The sequence below is a fragment of the Flavobacterium undicola genome (assembly GCF_009909155.2).
Lineage (GTDB): Bacteria > Bacteroidota > Bacteroidia > Flavobacteriales > Flavobacteriaceae > Flavobacterium > Flavobacterium undicola.
On sequence record NZ_JAAAPM020000002.1, the window covers coordinates 1 to 17,229 of the forward strand.

A 17,229-nucleotide genomic window follows, 5' to 3' on the forward strand; every position below is an offset into this window, starting at 1 on the left:
AAAGCAGATATAACTTATGTTGATTCACAAGACGCTACAAAAGCAGATAAAACTTATGTTGATTCACAAGACGCTACAAAAGCAGATAAAACTTATGTTGATTCACAAGACGCTACAAAAGCAGATATAACTTATGTTGATTCACAAGACGCTACAAAAGCAGATATAACTTATGTTGATTCACAAGACGCTACAAAAGCAGATAAAACTTATGTTGATTCACAAGACGCTTTAAGAGCAAACATATCAGGTCAAGTATTTACGGGAGCCATTTCTGCAACTAATTTAAGCGGAAGCAACACTGGTGACCAAGTTTTACCAACTTTAGCAAGTCTTGGAGCAGCTCCATTAGCTTCACCTACTTTTACAGGAACGCCAACATTACCTACAGGTACTATTGCAACTACTCAAACAGCAGGAAATAGTACAACAGCTTTAGCAACTACAGCATTTGTAACAGCTGCAGATGCTTTAAAAGCGAATATATCAGGTCAAGTATTTACGGGAGCCATTTCTGCAACTAATTTAAGTGGAACAAACACAGGTGATCAAGTTTTACCGACTTTAGCAAGTCTTGGAGCAGCTCCATTGGCATCGCCAACATTTACAGGAACAGTGACTATTCCAAGTGGAGCTGTACTAGGTACACCAGCATCTGGAGTGGCTACTAATTTGACAGGCTTGCCTTTAACGACTGGGGTTACAGGTGTATTGCCTGTTGCAAATGGAGGGACAAATTCTACAGCGACTCCTACTAATGGAGGAGTTGGTTACGGAACTGGTAGTGCACACGCATATACAGCAGCTGGCACATCAGGACAGTATTTAAGAAGTACTGGGACAGGAGCCCCTGTATGGGGAACCTCAGGACCTGCAAGTGTGCAAGTATTAACTTCTGGAAGTGGTACTTATACTACGCCAGCTGGGGTAACGGCAATTATCGTTGAATTAGTTGGTGGTGGTGGTGCCGGTGGCGGTGCAGCTTCTGCAAGTAGTAGTAATGGTACTGGTTCTGCTGGTGGTGGTGGTGGTGGTGGTGCTTATACCCGCAAGTTAATAGTAAGTCCTACCTCAAGTTACACTTACTCTGTAGGGGTAGGAGGTAGTGCTGCTTCTGGGACAACAGGTGGTAATGGAGCAGCTTCTACCTTCAATGGAGGCAGTATAACAGCACCAGGAGGTTTAGGAGGTGGTGCTTCTTCTAGTTCTGATTACACGTTTGCAGCAGGTGGTAGTGGTGGTAGCGGTGGTACAGGCGGAGATTTTATGTCAACAGGCCAACCAGGAGGACATGGTAATTTCATTGTAGGGATATCGGTTAGCGGTATAGGAGGATCTTCAATTTTTGGAGGAGGTGCAAATAATGTAGGATTAATGGCGAATAATTCTACTGCAGGTAGTCCCGGTCGTAATTACGGTGCGGGCGGTTCCGGGGGTACAACTTGTAGAATTAGCAATAGTACTAATACGGCAAATAGTGGTGGTGTTGGAGCACCTGGTATTATTGTTATTTACGAATTTAAGTAGATGCATGATGATTTTAAAAAATAAAAAAATGAAAAATAGAATCATATTATTTGCATTACTGGCAATTGTCAGTAATGCAAATGCCCAAAGCATTAGCCGCAAGCTCGTCTCCAATGCCGGAGGAACCTTAACGGGAGGAAACAGTCAAATCACCTTTAGTATTGGTGAAACGATTATTCCTTCGCTGAATACTGCTTCTGCAATGATAACGCAGGGTTTTCAACAGCCCGGTGAGCAAATAAAGACAGGTAGTGTGAGTACTGTTGTATGTGCTGGAAGCAGTTTTAATCTTCCGTATACTGCCACTGATATCGGGGGAGGGAATACTTTTACGGCTCAATTAAGTAACGCTCTCGGAAGTTTTGCAAGTCCTGTAAACATTGGTACATTGTCTGGCAATGCGTCAGTGGGTGTAATTAATGTAACGATTCCTTCTAATACGGTGGCAGGTAGCGGATATAAAATACGCATAACGAGTAGTTCACCAGCTTTTGTTGGTACTGATAATGGTGCTGATGTTGCAATAAATGCAGGACCAATAGTGAATATCAGTTATAGTGGCAGTCCTTATTGCTCAACCGGTACTGCTTTTGTAACAAGGACTGGACCGGCAGGAGGTGTTTATTCGTCATCTGCCGGATTGAGCATTAACAGTTCAACCGGATCAATTGATCTTGGAGCCAGTTTGGCCGGTACCTATTCCGTGACCTACAACTTCAGCAGTGGTGGATGTTCTGGGACAGCAACTACCAACGTAGTTATTTTGGTTCCAACAGTAGCTGTTGTTGCAACACAAAACTTCTGTAATTCAGCAACTGTTGCTTCACTGCCCAATGGTGGTGGGGCATATAAATGGTATGCTAAAGCAAATAACGGCACGGAACTTAGCAGTTCTACTATTTTAAGCACAGGTACCTACTATGTAAGCAATACATCAGGTGGTTGTGAAAGTGCAAGAACAGCGGTAAATGTTACTATAACAACAGTAACTGCTCCATCAGTAGCAGCACAGAACTTCTGTAGTTCAGCAACAGTGGCATCATTGCCAAATGGTAGTGGTATCTATAAATGGTATGATACAGTAAGTGGAGGAGCTGCATTGACAAGTTCCACTGTATTGAGTTCTAAAACTTATTATGTAAGTACTACCTCGGGCGCTTGTGAAAGTGCAAGAACAGCAGTAAGTGTAACGGTAAGTCCTAATGTTACCGCAGGAACAGTAAGTGGTACTACATCACTTTGTAAAGGAGTAACAGCTACCTACACAAGTAGTGGTACTACAGGAGGAAGCTGGAGTAGTACAAATACAGCTGTAGCAACTGTGAATGCAAGTACAGGGGTAGTAACAGCGGTGAATGCAGGAACTACATTTATTAGATATACTGTAACTACAGGTTGTGGTAGTCCTGTTATGTCATCATCAGGAACTTTAACGGTAAGTGTATTACCAACAACAAGCATCAGTTATAGTGGTAGTCCGTTCTGTAAATCGGGTTCAGTAAATGTAACAAGGACAGGTCAGGAAAGTGGTACTTATACTTCATCTCCATCTGGTTTGAGTATCAATCCTTCAACAGGAAGTATCAATCTTGAAACCAGTTCAACGGGAACATATACGGTGACCTATAGTTTCAGCAATGGTACTTGCTCTGGTATAGCCACTACTACACTAAAGATTAAAAATTGTAATAATCGCATAGATGATGTTAGTACTATTGCTCAGAAATCATCTCTAGAGGTAACAGTTGATAAATTTGATGTTATTGCTTATCCTAATCCATCAAATTATCAGTTTACATTGTCAGTTGATAGTGATAGTAATGAAAAAATAGATGTAGTAATTTATGATATATCAGGTAAAATGCTGAGACATATTCAAAAAAATAAAGAGGAATCCATTATTTTTGGAAAAGAATTCCCAACAGGAGTATATGTCGTGGTAATTAATCAAGGTATTAATAAAAAAACAATCAAATTAATCAAAGAATAAGTTCTACTTATAATTAATTTTAACACAAAGCCAACCCATTCTATTTGGGTTGGTTTTCTTTTTCAATTAAAAACGGTTTGCTGAAAATTTTTAAGGAAAAAATATTAACTTAGAGCGAGTTAAAAAAAAATTCGAAGTGTATAATTTTAAATATTAAAATAAACTATGAAAAGAAATGCGACCGCAGTCTGGAAAGGTTCTCTAAAAGAAGGAACTGGAGTTCTTACAACCCAAAGTAAAACATTAGAAAATACACAATATTCCTTTCATTCCCGTTTTGAAGAAGGAGTAGGGACAAACCCTGAAGAATTGGTTGCAGCGGCACATTCGGGTTGTTTTACGATGCAATTATCGGCTTATATTACAGAAGCAGGATTTGATATTGAAAGTATAGAAACCAAATGTGTTATTAATTTAGTAGAGGGTACAATTACAGAATCTAATTTGACTGTAAGTGCTAAGATAAAAGGAATTTCGGATGCTGTTTTTCAAGAATTGGTGACTAAAGCAGAACATAATTGTCCGATTTCTAAATTATTCAACACCACAATTACAACATCGGCTGCGTTAGTTTAAAGATGTTTTTTGAACTAAAAGGCTCGTTTTTTATTTAAAACGAGCCTTTTTTATGAATTTATACCAAACGGCATTATATAAGAATTAATCAAATAAATCAGAAGATAAATAACGATCTCCTCTGTCGCAAATAATAGCAACAATGACACCTGATTCTAATTCTTCGGCTAATTTCACAGCTACGGCAACAGCACCACCGCTACTCATTCCTGCAAAAACGCCTTCTTCTAAAGCCAATCGTTTGGTCATTTCACGAGCTTCTTTTTCACTTACATCAATAGTACGATCTACTTTCGAAGCATTAAAAATTTTAGGCAAATATTCTTGTGGCCATTTACGAATACCCGGAATTTGAGAACCATCGCTTGGTTGCGCTCCAATAATTTGAATAGCAGGATTTTTTTCTTTTAAGTAGGTTGAAGTTCCCATTATAGTTCCTGTTGTCCCCATGGCTGAAACAAAATGCGTTACACTACCTTCGGTATCGTTCCAAATTTCAGGACCAGTTGTGAGGTAATGGGCTTTCCAGTTGTCGTCATTAGCAAATTGATTCAACATGATATAACCACCTTCGGCTACTTTTTTATCCGCATAATCTCTGGAGCCAATGATTCCTTCTTTAGCAGAAGTCAAAATCACGGTTGCACCATAGGCACGCATGGTTTGGGTGCGTTCTTTGGTAGAGTCTTCAGGAAGGACTAATTCTATTTCGATTCCTAGTAATTGTGCAATCATGGCTAAAGCAATACCTGTGTTTCCACTGGTAGCTTCAATTAATTTGTCTCCTTTTTTGATTTCACCGCGATCTAATGCGCCTTTAATCATATAATAAGCGGCTCTGTCTTTGACACTGCCACCGGGATTGTTTCCTTCTAGTTTTAAAAGTAGTTTTACGTTCTTATTTTGGACTAAATTGACTGTTTCTACAAGCGGAGTATTTCCTATTAAGTCAACTAATTTTTGAGGCTTCATATTATTTAATTTCTTTTACTTTTACTTCAGTAGTTGTGGTGTTCATGACAATCGATTTTGCAGGAACCGACTTGGTTACCCAGGCATTTCCTCCTACAATACTATCCTTCCCGATAATGGTTTCGCCTCCCAGAATAGTAGCATTGGCATAAATACAAACATTTTTCTCTACTGTAGGATGTCTTTTGACGTTTTTCATGTCTTTACTTACACTCAAAGCTCCAAGCGTAACTCCCTGGTATATTTTTACGTTTTTTTCAATAACAGTGGTTTCTCCTATAACAATTCCAGTGGCATGATCAATAAAAAAAGGCGAATCAATTTGAGCTCCCGCATTAATATCGGTTCCTGTTGTTTTATGTGCATATTCACTCATTAATCTCGAAAAAAGCATTAAATCCAGATTGTAGAGTTCGTGACTTAGACGATAAATGGCAATAGCATAAAACCCTGGATAAGCTAAATATACTTCTTCAATGCTATTGGATGCAGGGTCGTTTTCTAAGATATAAGCAGCGTCTTGATTTAATTTTTCAAGCACAGCGGGTAATTTTTCGAGGAAACTATCCCACATAGATTCACAAGTAACTTCTGGTTTTTTGCAGGCTACTCTTGAAATATCTTTAAATAAACCTTCGAGTTCATCAATGCTTTCTGTCAATGAAGCATTCATGTCAAATAAAGTATAGAATAATTTTTCAGTGAATTTTTCTATTTTAGTTTTTATTCCGTAACTGATGGATAAATGGCTTTTTAAAGAGTCAATATTTTTTATAATTAGATCCTTTGTCATGACTTTTGGATTGTATTGTTAGTAGAAAAAACACTACTTGATTCTAATGGTGTTGCTAATTTTAAACAAATATATTGAACTATTTTGAATAAAAGGACAAGAACAGCCATGCTTTCATGCTGTAGTTCTATTTTTTGTAAAATGTTTTTTATGGTTTTCGAAGTTGATTTTGTCGAATTACAATCCACTTTATTAAAACGACAATTTTAAATTTCTTACTTTTGAAAGCTGATACCATTAAAAATGAAAAAAATAGTTATTCCGATAATGCTAGTTGCTATTGCAGTTGCTTTTTATGAGCAAACAGCAGCTGATAAAAATGTTTATGTTACTGTAATTGCAATGGCTGTTTTTATGTTTGGAATGATGCAATTAAGTGCTAAAACACCAAGTAAGAATCAAGAAAAAGAAGAAGAAGATGTTTAGTAAAGGAGATAAAGTTTCGGTACTCGATGATGCTATCAATGGAGTAGTATTGGCTGTAAAAGACAAAGAGGTTACTATTGAAACCGATGAAGGTTTTGTAATGAATTTTTCAGCAAATGAGTTGGTTAAGCTAAACGATACCAGTAATTTAATGGATTCTATTAGAAGGATTAATATAGACGAAATTAAGAAGGAAAAAGCAGTTCCAAAGCCAAGAAGTTTTGTGAAAGAGAAAAAAGACAAACATGAAATGGGCGTTCCGGAATTTGATTTACACATTGAAAAATTAGTCAAAAATAAAAACGGAATGTCTAATTATGATATTTTGACCTTACAGGCTGAAACGGCACAAAGGCATATTGAATTTGCCATTAGAAATCGCATTCCTAAAATTGTTTTTATACATGGTGTTGGAGAAGGCATATTGAAAGCGGAACTTGATTTTTTATTAGGGCGTTATGAAAATATTGATTTTCAAGAAGCCAATTATCAAAAATACGGTCAGGGAGCCACCGAGGTTTTTATCAAGCAAAGTAAGAAGTAGAAAAAAGTTAAGCTATACAAAAACGCTCATTTGAATGTTCAAATGAGCGTTTTTGTATTTAAGATTCTTTCTTTAGTCAAATTCTAATTAGTTGTAAATAGCTCTCCGTAAGTAAAACTATCTCCAAGAGTAAAATTGCTATTTCCTTTTTGTAAAGAAACTTTTTTAAGCACTATGGTGTGTTTAAAACTATTTGGTCCATTGGTAGTTGTGGTAACTTCAATAATTCCGCTTACGCCACTCACTCCCGTTACACCATTCCATTCTTGGGTAACAGCAGGTGTTGTAGGTGTGGTGCTGTTGCAAAAATAAGCAGAGGTTAATAAATTTGAAAATAAGCGATAGGTGAATGCATTTGTACTGGTTCCTATAAGTCCTGTTCTTGGGCTATTGAGTGCTGTTGCCTGATTTAAAATTAAATTAGGATCGATTTTTAAGATTAAAGCTTCACTTGTATTAAAGTTATATACATCATTAGAAGTAGTACACTTTTCAAGGGTTGCATCAAAATTAAAAGGCAAATTAGTAGCCGGAGTAGTGTAATCGCCAAAAGGGAAAGTTTCATACACCTGCGTTCCATTGGCTTTTGCAAAAGTTACGTTTTTAAAAACAATATTATGATTGTATCCTGTAATTTTAGTACTGTTAGTTGTGGCATCAGTCGTTTTAATAGCTGTAGTTACAATTTGTATTTTACCATCGGTAGCCGTCCATTGGTCAGTAATACCAGGAGTTGCAGGAGCTATAGTTTCGCAAATGTTATCAGTTGCTACAGTTCCGTTGTAAAAACGATAAACCACTCTGTTACTAGTTGTACTGATATTTAATTCGATAGGAGCATCAACAGCAGTAGGTTCGCTGGTAAAAGTACTTTCTGGAATTTCAAGAAGTAAGGCTTCTTTTTCTTTTAGTTTGTAGATAATATGATTGGTGCTACAACTTTGAGTAGCCACTTTGTCGAAGCTAATATCTTCCTGAGTAAGGTTTCCATCATCACAGGCATTCAATAATGCTAATAAAACCAGTAGGCTTAAGGCTTTTTTCATCTTAAAAATTTTGACAAAAATAGGCAAAAAATGACAAATGGTATTAGGCTTTTGATAATTGATATTTTATAACTTTGCAACAATGAAAAAAATATACCTCGATAACGCATCTACTACCGCAATCCGACCTGAAGTTATTCAAGAAATGACTAAAGTTATGACGGAAGATTATGGAAATCCTTCTTCAACCCACAGTTTTGGTCGAAATGCTAAAAATAGACTCGAACTTTCCCGAAAATCCATTGCCAAGCAACTGAATGTTAGCGCTCAGGAAATTATTTTTACCTCGGGAGGAACTGAAGCTAACAACTGGATTTTGCGTTCGGCGGTTCAGGATTTAAAAGTAAAAAGAATCATTAGTAGTAAGATTGAGCATCACGCCGTTTTATTCGCGATTACTGCCTTGCAAAGAGAATTTTCAATCCAGATAGATTATGTGGATTTGTTACCTAATGGAGAAATTAATTTGACTCATTTATCGACTTTACTTTCAGAAGATGTAAAAACATTGGTGAGTTTGATGCACGTTAATAACGAGATAGGGACCGTTTTAGACCTTGAACGGGTAGGTGTAATTTGCAAACAATATAATGCTTTATTCCATTCGGATACGGTGCAATCGATGGGGAAAATGAAACTGGATTTACAAGCTATAGCTGTTGACTTTGTTTTGGCTAGTGCGCATAAATTTCACGGACCTAAAGGTGTAGGATTTGCTTTTGTTCGAAAAAATTCGGGCTTGCAACCCCTATTTTTTGGTGGCGAACAAGAAAAAGGATTGCGCGCAGGAACCGAAGCCGTACATCAAATTGCTGGAATGGCAAAGGCTTTAGAGATTTCTTGTGCCAATTTAGAGCAAGAAAAAGAGCATATTACTGCTATCAAAAACTATTTGATTGAGCAATTAGAAAAAAACTTTCCAGGTTTTGAAATCAATGGAACTAGTGATGGTTTTTATAATATTGTGAATGTGTTGTTGCCTTTTTCGGAAGAAAAAACAGCTATGATTTTATTTCATTTGGATATGCGCGGAATAGCAGTTTCCAGAGGAAGTGCTTGCCAGAGTGGAAGTATCAGACCTTCGCATGTATTAGCCGAAATACTTTCGGATGATTTGGTCAGAAAACCAAGTTTGCGTATTTCTTTTAGTCATTATAATAGCAAAGAAGATATTGATGGCTTAGTTGAAGCTTTGAAAACGGTATAAGACAGTATCTTTCCTTTATTTTAATTAGTCGGGTTACATTTAGATTGGTTTTTCAAAAGTAAGTAGATTGGTTTTGGGTAATCGATATAAAATAATTTTAAGAAATAATATACCGTTCGGTATTTTTACGTATCTTTGTCCAATAAATTAGTATTATTATCTTTTTAAAATGTCAAAAGCAGAACAAACACGTCAATTCATCATAGAAAAAACAGCTTCCCTTTTTAATAAAAATGGATATGCCGGAACGTCTCTATCTGATATTACAGCTGCAACTGGCCTTACAAAAGGAAGTATATATGGGAATTTTAAAAATAAAGAAGAGGTTGTTATTGCAGTATTCAAGTATAGTTCAGGAGAATTAGCAAAGAAGGTAGATGCGGCTATTTCAGCTGAAAATAATGCTTACAAGCAACTTATTGCGTTTACTGATTTTTATCGAAATAATTGGTCTTCAATGTTCGAAAAAGGAGGATGTCCATTACTTAATTCTGCTACTGAAGTAGATGATGCGTTGCCTTATATGAAAACCACAGTGCAACATTCGTTTGTGCATTGGGCTAAAAAAGTGGAAAAAATAATTAAATTAGGAATTGAAAAAAAAGAGTTTAACAACGGAATTAATCCTAACGATTACGCTAATACATTTATAATGCTGATTGAAGGTGGTATTTTGCTTTCTAAAATGGCAAACAAACCGGATAATTTGTATTTGGCTTTAGACAGAATCGTTAAAATTATAAATGAAGAAATAGTAAAATAAAATTTTTTAATCAAAAATATACCAACCGGTATATTTTAAAACAGTTAATAAAATGAAAACAACAAACAACACCGTTTTAATTTCAGGAGGAAGCGCAGGTATTGGCTTTGAAATTGCCAAATTATTATCTGAAAAAGGAAACCACGTCATCATTACAGGACGTAATGAAGAACGCCTCAATCAAGCTGCGGCAAAGCTAAAAAATGTAACTGCCATTGTATCGGATGTAAGTAATTCTGAAGATGTGGAGCGTCTGGTAGAACAAATCAACAGCGATTTTCCAAACCTCAATATGATAATCAACAATGCCGGTCGTGCTTTGGTATATGACATAGCAGCCGAAAATGCAAATGCTTATGATAAAGCAGAAGATGAAATGCTAACCAATTATCTTTCTGTTATTCGATTAAATGAAAAACTACTGCCGCTGTTGAAAAAACAGGAAGCAGCTGCTATCGTAAATGTATCTTCTGTTGTAGCATTTGTTCCGGGAAGTTTGGTTACTTATTCTGCCAGTAAAGCCGCTTTACATTCTTATACACAATCCTTGCGTCTGGCATTGCAACAGGAAACAAATGTAGCAGTTTTTGAATTGATGCCACCTTTGGTAGATACTGAGTTTTCTGCACCTATTGGAGGTAAAAACGGTATTTCGCCTCTCGCAGTAGCGGAACAGTTTATTGCAGGACTAGAACAAAATGAATATGAAATCAGGGTTGGACAAACCGAAGATATGTATCGTTTGTACCTGTCTTCGCCAGAAGATGCGCTTCAATTAATGAACCAGACAAGAACTCAGGAAATAAATTCATAACACAAAAATCAAGTATTTAAAAACACAATCTTATGAAACAGAAAATCACATTTGCATTGATAATGGGCATCGTTACAACGGGAATTATTTCTTTCTCTTTGATAACAGTAAACCTTGGGTGGGCTCATCTGCACTTAGCTATTTGGCTAAAATCATGGCTGATTGCTTATTTAATTGTTATTCCGGCCATTTTAATTATTTCACCATTTGTTGAAAAATTAGTACACCTTTTAATTTCAAAAAAATAAAATGAAACGAGTTGTAATTACAGGTTTAGGAACTATCAATCCGTTGGGAAATGATGTGGCTACTTTTTGGAAAAATAGCCTTGAAGGGAAAAGCAGTACGGGTATCATCACCCGTTTTGATGCTTCAAAATTTCGTACTCAAATTGCTGCCGAAATAAAGGATTTTGAACCTCAAAAATATCTGGATCGAAATGAAATAAAACGCAGTGATTTGTTTACACAATATGCGTTGTACAGTGCATCACAGGCTTTGGAAGATTCTGGGCTAGATATTTCCACAATGGATCCTTTCGATATTGGCGTAATTTGGGGAGTGGGACAAGGCGGAATGGAAACTTTTGAGTCTGAAGTTGAAAATTATGTAACTGGAAATTACATTCCACGGTTCAGTCCGTTTTTTGTACCCCGATTGATTGTGAATATGGCTTCCGGAATGATTTCTATGAAATTTGGTTTGCAAGGGATTAATTATACCACGGTTTCTGCTTGCGCTACTTCCAATACCGCCATTATGGATGCCTTTAATTATATCCGTCTTGGCAAAGCCAAAGTATTTGTAACCGGTGGTTCAGAAGCACCTATTACTGCGGCATCGGTTGGTGGTTTTTCTGCGATGAAAGCAATGTCAGCCAGAAATAATGATCCGCTTACAGCCAGTCGTCCTTTTGATAGAGACCGTGATGGCTTTGTGATGGGAGAAGGTGCTGGAGCATTGATTTTGGAAGAATATGAACACGCCAAAAAACGTGGTGCTAAAATTTATGCCGAATTAGCCGGAGCGGCAATGACTGCAGATGCCTATCATATGACATCACCACATCCTGAAGGTTTGGGTGCTGCCAAAGCGATGCAGCTGGCTCTCGAAGAAGCAAAACTTAATATTTCACAATTGGATTATTTGAATTTACATGCCACTTCAACCCCCGTTGGAGATATTGCCGAATTGAAAGCGGTTGATAAAACCTTCAAAGGGTCAAAAAATTTGTGGGTAAGTTCCAGTAAATCGATGACGGGACATTTGCTGGGAGCAGCAGGAGCCATCGAAGCGATTTTGGCAATAAAATCAATAAACGAAAATATAATTCCACCCACCATCAACATCGAAAATATTGATTCCGAAATTCCTAAAAATATTCAAATCGTCATCAATGAACCTTTACAGAAAAACATACATACAGCGATGAGCAATGCTTTTGGCTTTGGCGGACATAATTCTACTGTGGTTTTTAGGGAAATATGAGCATGATTTCTTTATTAATTTTCCCCCACTGATGTTCCCAGATTTATTTTCGCGAATATTTGTAGGCTAATTTTATTTAGTTGTCAGTTATTTTTTGATGATATTAATTCGGTCTTTTTGTATTGGAGAATAATCCGTTTTAGTTTGCCCGTTTACTTGAAGAGTATCAAAATAGCATTTAATTCCTATAGCCGTATTCATGTCTTCTATATTTTGTAGGTGAAAATGCAAATGAGCTTCTGTGGAATTTCCAGAATTCCCACATAATCCCAGTAATTGTCCTTGTTTGATTTTTTGCCCTTGTTTGACAACGATTGAATGTTGTTTGAAATGTGCAAAAAACAAGAATTCATTATTTGGTGATTTAATAATTACAGTATTTCCAGGAAGATAAACTGGATTTAAAACTCCGGGAATATTGTCTTTTACACCATCAACAACCAGAACAATTTCGCCATCACAGGGAGCAATTAAATCTTTTCCAAAAGCGTAATAATCTTCATTTGTTTTTCCGTCAGTTTTAAATGATTTTCCTTTATCGTTTGTAATTAGCATGTCAAAAGCATTTTTTTGAGCCTGGTTTTCAACGTGATAATTCAACTCTTTTGTATCGCCACCCCATAATACCGTCCATTGCTCTCTAAAAGGTAAGATAAGTTTGGTTTTGTTTCGTTCTATGTTGGGCAAAGTGCTGTTTTCAAAAGGCTTTAAAAAGAGCCCATTAATTTTAGAATTGTTGTCTACCGAAATATTAAGTATGAATAAGGCTTTTTCAAAATTGGTTTTATACGAAGCATAGCTTTGTTCGTATTTCAGAAATTCTCTTTGGGTAATTTTTCCGGCTTGTTGTTTTAATCCTAACAAGAAATCCTTTGTTTTGTCAAGAGGTAAGGCGTTTTGCATTTCGACTGAAAATCCTGAAAAAACAGCTTCATAATTATCTGAATTGTAGTTTTTTTCGAAGTCGTTTACGGCTGTTTTATAAAAAGGTTTTTCGGTTTGTGCAAAGCTAATCGCAGTCAAAAGTAAAAAAAATAAGATAGATAAGATTTTATTCATTTTGGTTGTTTTTTGGTTTGATTGTTTATGTTGTTGGTCTTTATAGCGAATATCTGTTGTCGTAGTTATCATAATCATATTTTGAATCTTCTGTTTCAGCTTCCAGTTGAATGGTCATTTTAGAATCTAACTCTATGGAAATAGCTATTCTTCGTCCTATAAAAAACGCCTCATTCAAAATTTTGATAATACAATCCTCGAATGTTATTCCAGCTTCTGTAAGTTGGGATTGCTTATCTCTAGTCATTTCAAACATTTCTGTAAACATCTCTCTGATGATATAAATTTTGCTTTCGGCAATTTTTCTAATCTCATTTGGTAATCCTTTCAATCCATTGCTGGTCATACAATCATCAAAATTATAAGCTATTCTTTCTAAAGGCTCCCCAATCATATAGGCAAGAGTAAACTCAAATCCTTTTCCATAGGTATATACAAATGCTCTTATGAATAAATTTTCCTGGCTAAAGAAATGTTCTAAGGTTGAGAATTTGGATAAATCGTATGCTTGAGTTTTTATAAACGCTTTTAGCTTGTCTTCATCATGCGGGATTGTGTAGTTTTCGGCTAAGTCTAAAAGACCATTCGCTTTAGCGATTGTTAATCCTTTAGTTGTGATTTGTTCTAAAATGTCCATAATGGATACTATTGATTGTCTTTAAACCCGATTAGCACTAAAAATACAAATTATTAATTTAGAATATTAGAGATCTAAAATAACTATTTTAATTTTACGTTTTTGACACTTGCGCTAGCGGAGTTGGATTGTTTTTTAGGATGCTAGCGCAAGCGTCTCGCTTGTGCCCACAATCTGTTATTAGCTTTTCTTTGTTCTTAAACTTGATAGTAGTCGTCTAAAGTCTGCGTTAATGTTATTATGGTTATCTTTTATGTTTAGCGGTGGATTGAACAGGTTTATTAGTTTTATTTCAATGTTGTTAAAGTTTGCTGTTGGCAAGAAAAACATAATAAGGTTTGTAAGCATCCATTCAGATAATTCTTGTTCATCTTTCATGTTAAATTTTGTCTTGCCTGTATTAGGTTCTTTGTCTCTTGGTATAAGTTTGTAGCCAAACAAAACTCCTAAGCTTTTTCTTAAAGTAGAACGTCCAGCATTATTGCCTTTGAAATGTTGTTTAAAGTCACGTGTTCTTAGGCTACTGCCAGCAATTCCTGTGTAAATTACATTTAGTCCTTCGAATTTTGTCAAAGTTGGTGAAATGGGAATGGTTGGAAGCTTTGCATTTTTACGTAAACAGAGAATGTAATTACCCGGATTATCATCAATTTTAACTTCTGAATCAAGTTTGGGGTCAAAACAATTAGCTTTAAAACTTTCAAGGATTTTGTCAATGTTGGTTGAACTTTTCGGAGAAGATTTTGGTGTTTTAGGTTTTGCTGTCGGAATTGGTTTTGTAACTATTGTTGATGCAGAACTAGGTTTAAAATTTTCACTAATAATTTTTATTAGTCCTGTTTTAATCAGCGAATGAAGGTCGCTAATTTGAAAATTAGTTATACCCCAATCGTCTTTTCCGTAAAAGCCAAGATTTCGCATTTTTTGTCGAATTGATTTTTGTCCAGAAGGCGGAGTTTTGATGCGAAGGGTGATTAAATCCTCAAGCTTTTTAATTGTGTCTGCTGTAAACTCGTTTTTACCTTTTAGCTCTTTCATCGTTGTCTATTGTGTGTCGTTTATAATGGCATATAAATAACTAGTTTATAGGTTTGAATAAGTCTGACTTATCAATCCAATTTTTGGTAAATAAGTCTGAAAAAATCTCTTTTAGTTAGAATTCAAATATATAGAAAAAAACTACAAAAAAACATAGAAGTAATTATGGGAATAATGCGTTTTTCCCTAGCCCCGATAGCAGCGAAAATCCTTTGCTGTGGCGATAGCCAACAGCAAAGATTGTAGCGGATAGCGGGAGGGAAGTTTTTATGGAAATAAAATTATCTGCTCCAAAAAAATAAAAAAAAGTTGTATAACAAAGCACGCAAAGAACCACACCAAGATTCTCTAAGTCTTAAGAGAAATTGGTGTGAATCTGTTTTATTCGTTAAATCAGTGTGCTAAAAAAGCTAAACCTGAATCACACCCAGATTGAATGCTTTTTCAATAGGAGCGTGGTTAGCGGCTTCGATACCCATAGAAATCCATTTTCGGGTATCTAATGGATCGATGATGGCATCAGTCCACAAGCGGGAAGCGGCATAATAAGGAGAGGTTTGTTCGTCATAGCGTGCTTTTATTTTGGCAAATAATTCGGCTTCTTTGGCTTCATCAACGATTTCTCCTTTGGCTTTCATCGAAGAAGCTTCTATTTGTGCCAATACTTTCGCTGCTTGAGTGCCACCCATAACAGCTAATTCGGCACTTGGCCAGGCTACAATTAATCTAGGATCATAGGCTTTGCCACACATGGCGTAGTTACCGGCGCCATAGGAATTCCCAACAATCACGGTAAATTTTGGAACGACTGAGTTACTCACAGCATTGACCATTTTAGCGCCGTCTTTGATGATTCCGCCTTGTTCTGACTTAGAACCCACCATAAATCCGGTAACGTCTTGGAGGAAAACCAAAGGGATTTTTTTCTGGTTGCAGTTGGCAATAAAACGAGTGGCTTTATCGGCACTATCGGAGTAGATGACACCGCCAAATTGCATTTCACCTTTTTTGGTTTTGATTACTTTGCGTTGGTTGGCTACGATTCCCACTGCCCAGCCGTCAATGCGTGCGTACCCCGTGATAATGGTTTGTCCGTAACCGTCTTTGTAGGCTTCAAATTCAGAATTATCCACCATACGATTGATGATTTCCATCATATCGTATTGTTCGGTGCGGGCTTTTGGCAATAAGCCGTATATTTCTTTTTCGTCTAAGGTTGGTTTTACAGCTTTGATGCGGTTGAATCCCGCTTTGGTGTAATCCCCAATTTTATCGACGATGTTTTTTATTTTGTCTAAGGCGTCTTTGTCGTCTTTGGCTTTATAATCAGTCACACCTGAGATTTCGCAATGTGTAGTTGCTCCACCCAGGGTTTCGTTATCTATATTTTCGCCAATGGCCGCTTTTACCAAATAGCTTCCGGCCAAAAAGATACTCCCCGTTTTGTCAACAATTATGGCTTCGTCACTCATGATAGGCAGATAAGCACCACCGGCAACACAACTACCCATAATAGCCGAAATTTGGGTAATTCCCATGCTGCTCATAATAGCATTATTTCTAAAAATACGCCCAAAATGTTCTTTGTCCGGGAAAATTTCGTCTTGCAACGGCAAATAAACTCCGGCACTGTCTACCAAATAAATAATGGGAATTTTGTTTTCCATCGCGATTTCCTGTGCGCGTAGGTTTTTCTTAGCGGTAATAGGAAACCAGGCACCCGCTTTTACAGTAGCATCATTGGCAACAACAATACATTGTTTCCCTTTGATATAACCTATTTTCACCACAACACCTCCCGAAGGACAACCGCCGTGTTCCTTGTACATTCCTTCTCCTACGAGTGCACCAATTTCAATACTTTCGGCTTTGGTATCCAATAAATAATCGATACGTTCACGAGCAGTCATTTTGCCTTCGCTATGCAATTTTTGAATGCGTTTTTCGCCTCCTCCTAATTTTATTTTAGAGAATTTTTGTCTCAAATCAGAAAGTAAAAGTTTATTGTGATCTTCGTTTTTGTTGAAGTTTAAATCCATGGTATTTGTAATTGCAAGAAAATTGATGGCTAAAATACAAAACCATTAATCCATTTTTATAGGAAAAAGAAATATTTTTTATGCTTAATACGACAGTTGGGTATTATTTGGAACACGGACCTGTCTGCCGACAAGCAGATGAAACAGATTTAGCCAATTAACGCCGATTAAACATTAAAAAAAACATTGTGAAACTTAGTGTGTCATCCTGAGCTTGTCGAAGGATTTTGAGAAGCTAAGTGTAAGTGAAGATGATAAAAAAAGAACCGCAGATTCACAAAGTTTTAAATTTGCGAATCTGCGGTAAAAA

At 36.5% G+C, this 17,229-nt stretch carries 17 protein-coding genes; 10 read left to right on the top strand and 7 right to left on the bottom strand.

Features of this window, described 5'->3' with window-relative positions:
- The 3 genes from GTZ96_RS01305 to GTZ96_RS01315 all read left to right on the top strand — a co-directional run.
- Positions 1-1,527 (top strand): glycine-rich domain-containing protein (locus GTZ96_RS01305; RefSeq protein ID WP_161640787.1); only part of this gene is annotated, 1,527 nt, incomplete at its 5' end.
- A gap of 28 nt (positions 1,528-1,555) precedes the next feature.
- On the top strand, positions 1,556-3,517 hold the full coding sequence (locus GTZ96_RS01310; RefSeq protein ID WP_181033118.1) for an Ig-like domain-containing protein: 1,962 nt from the start codon (positions 1,556-1,558) through the stop codon (positions 3,515-3,517).
- Positions 3,518-3,682: 165 nt separating this feature from the next.
- Positions 3,683-4,093, top strand: coding sequence for an OsmC family peroxiredoxin (locus GTZ96_RS01315; protein WP_161640789.1), 411 nt, complete (start codon positions 3,683-3,685; stop codon positions 4,091-4,093).
- A gap of 84 nt (positions 4,094-4,177) precedes the next feature.
- Here GTZ96_RS01315 and cysM read toward each other — a convergent pair whose 3' ends face one another.
- Positions 4,178-5,065, bottom strand: a complete 888-nt coding sequence (gene cysM / locus GTZ96_RS01320) for a cysteine synthase CysM (protein ID WP_161640790.1) — start codon at positions 5,063-5,065, stop codon at positions 4,178-4,180.
- Position 5,066: 1 nt separating this feature from the next.
- On the bottom strand, positions 5,067-5,858 hold the full coding sequence (epsC, locus tag GTZ96_RS01325) for a serine O-acetyltransferase EpsC (RefSeq protein ID WP_161640791.1): 792 nt from the start codon (positions 5,856-5,858) through the stop codon (positions 5,067-5,069).
- A gap of 243 nt (positions 5,859-6,101) precedes the next feature.
- Between epsC and GTZ96_RS01330 the strand changes: the two genes are divergently transcribed.
- Positions 6,102-6,284, top strand: coding sequence for a hypothetical protein (locus GTZ96_RS01330; protein ID WP_161640792.1), 183 nt, complete (start codon positions 6,102-6,104; stop codon positions 6,282-6,284).
- The gene (locus tag GTZ96_RS01335; RefSeq protein WP_161640793.1) at positions 6,277-6,828 is read left to right on the top strand and encodes a Smr/MutS family protein; all 552 of its coding nucleotides are present in this window, start codon (positions 6,277-6,279) and stop codon (positions 6,826-6,828) included. Before GTZ96_RS01330 ends, GTZ96_RS01335 begins: the two co-directional genes overlap by 8 nt.
- An 83-nt stretch (positions 6,829-6,911) precedes the next feature.
- On the opposite strand, the gene GTZ96_RS01340 is transcribed toward GTZ96_RS01335, so the two are convergent.
- Positions 6,912-7,874, bottom strand: coding sequence for a hypothetical protein (locus tag GTZ96_RS01340; protein ID WP_161640794.1), 963 nt, complete (start codon positions 7,872-7,874; stop codon positions 6,912-6,914).
- 82 nt (positions 7,875-7,956) lie between these two features.
- On the opposite strand from GTZ96_RS01340, the gene GTZ96_RS01345 reads away from it, so the two are divergent.
- The 5 genes from GTZ96_RS01345 to fabF all read left to right on the top strand — a co-directional run bounded on the left by GTZ96_RS01345 (position 7,957) and on the right by fabF (position 12,146).
- The gene (locus GTZ96_RS01345; protein WP_161640795.1) at positions 7,957-9,081 is read left to right on the top strand and encodes a cysteine desulfurase family protein; all 1,125 of its coding nucleotides are present in this window, start codon (positions 7,957-7,959) and stop codon (positions 9,079-9,081) included.
- Positions 9,082-9,250: 169 nt separating this feature from the next.
- Positions 9,251-9,844 carry a TetR/AcrR family transcriptional regulator gene (locus GTZ96_RS01350; protein WP_161640796.1) on the top strand — a complete coding sequence of 198 codons (594 nt, stop codon included), beginning with the start codon at positions 9,251-9,253 and terminating at the stop codon, positions 9,842-9,844.
- 52 nt (positions 9,845-9,896) lie between these two features.
- Positions 9,897-10,658, top strand: coding sequence for an SDR family oxidoreductase (locus GTZ96_RS01355; protein ID WP_161640797.1), 762 nt, complete (start codon positions 9,897-9,899; stop codon positions 10,656-10,658).
- A gap of 32 nt (positions 10,659-10,690) precedes the next feature.
- On the top strand, positions 10,691-10,906 hold the full coding sequence (locus GTZ96_RS01360; protein ID WP_161640798.1) for a DUF2798 domain-containing protein: 216 nt from the start codon (positions 10,691-10,693) through the stop codon (positions 10,904-10,906).
- A gap of 1 nt (position 10,907) precedes the next feature.
- Entirely contained in the window at positions 10,908-12,146 is a 1,239-nt protein-coding gene (gene fabF / locus GTZ96_RS01365) for a beta-ketoacyl-ACP synthase II (protein ID WP_161640799.1), read from the top strand.
- A gap of 87 nt (positions 12,147-12,233) precedes the next feature.
- Here fabF and GTZ96_RS01370 read toward each other — a convergent pair whose 3' ends face one another.
- The 4 genes from GTZ96_RS01370 to GTZ96_RS01385 all read right to left on the bottom strand — a co-directional run bounded on the left by GTZ96_RS01370 (position 12,234) and on the right by GTZ96_RS01385 (position 16,919).
- Entirely contained in the window at positions 12,234-13,205 is a 972-nt protein-coding gene (locus GTZ96_RS01370) for a peptidoglycan DD-metalloendopeptidase family protein (protein WP_161640972.1), read from the bottom strand.
- Between the two features lie 40 nt (positions 13,206-13,245).
- A complete protein-coding gene (locus GTZ96_RS01375; protein ID WP_161640800.1) occupies positions 13,246-13,842 on the bottom strand; it encodes a hypothetical protein in 597 nt (198 codons plus the stop codon).
- 180 nt (positions 13,843-14,022) lie between these two features.
- A complete protein-coding gene (locus GTZ96_RS01380; RefSeq protein WP_161640801.1) occupies positions 14,023-14,880 on the bottom strand; it encodes a GIY-YIG nuclease family protein in 858 nt (285 codons plus the stop codon).
- 410 nt (positions 14,881-15,290) lie between these two features.
- Positions 15,291-16,919, bottom strand: a complete 1,629-nt coding sequence (locus GTZ96_RS01385) for an acyl-CoA carboxylase subunit beta (protein ID WP_161640802.1) — start codon at positions 16,917-16,919, stop codon at positions 15,291-15,293.
- Positions 16,920-17,229 lie beyond the last annotated feature (310 nt).

Coding starts and splice junctions, on each gene's coding strand:
- GTZ96_RS01370 (WP_161640972.1), bottom strand. CDS start 13,205: ATGAATAAAATCTTATCTATCTTATTTTTTTTACTTTTGACTGCGATT.
- GTZ96_RS01330 (WP_161640792.1), top strand. CDS start 6,102: ATGAAAAAAATAGTTATTCCGATAATGCTAGTTGCTATTGCAGTTGCT.
- GTZ96_RS01335 (WP_161640793.1), top strand. CDS start 6,277: ATGTTTAGTAAAGGAGATAAAGTTTCGGTACTCGATGATGCTATCAAT.
- GTZ96_RS01355 (WP_161640797.1), top strand. CDS start 9,897: ATGAAAACAACAAACAACACCGTTTTAATTTCAGGAGGAAGCGCAGGT.
- GTZ96_RS01315 (WP_161640789.1), top strand. CDS start 3,683: ATGAAAAGAAATGCGACCGCAGTCTGGAAAGGTTCTCTAAAAGAAGGA.
- GTZ96_RS01345 (WP_161640795.1), top strand. CDS start 7,957: ATGAAAAAAATATACCTCGATAACGCATCTACTACCGCAATCCGACCT.
- GTZ96_RS01380 (WP_161640801.1), bottom strand. CDS start 14,880: ATGAAAGAGCTAAAAGGTAAAAACGAGTTTACAGCAGACACAATTAAA.
- GTZ96_RS01340 (WP_161640794.1), bottom strand. CDS start 7,874: ATGAAAAAAGCCTTAAGCCTACTGGTTTTATTAGCATTATTGAATGCC.
- fabF (WP_161640799.1), top strand. CDS start 10,908: ATGAAACGAGTTGTAATTACAGGTTTAGGAACTATCAATCCGTTGGGA.
- cysM (WP_161640790.1), bottom strand. CDS start 5,065: ATGAAGCCTCAAAAATTAGTTGACTTAATAGGAAATACTCCGCTTGTA.
- GTZ96_RS01360 (WP_161640798.1), top strand. CDS start 10,691: ATGAAACAGAAAATCACATTTGCATTGATAATGGGCATCGTTACAACG.
- GTZ96_RS01375 (WP_161640800.1), bottom strand. CDS start 13,842: ATGGACATTTTAGAACAAATCACAACTAAAGGATTAACAATCGCTAAA.
- GTZ96_RS01310 (WP_181033118.1), top strand. CDS start 1,556: ATGAAAAATAGAATCATATTATTTGCATTACTGGCAATTGTCAGTAAT.
- GTZ96_RS01350 (WP_161640796.1), top strand. CDS start 9,251: ATGTCAAAAGCAGAACAAACACGTCAATTCATCATAGAAAAAACAGCT.
- epsC (WP_161640791.1), bottom strand. CDS start 5,858: ATGACAAAGGATCTAATTATAAAAAATATTGACTCTTTAAAAAGCCAT.
- GTZ96_RS01385 (WP_161640802.1), bottom strand. CDS start 16,919: ATGGATTTAAACTTCAACAAAAACGAAGATCACAATAAACTTTTACTT.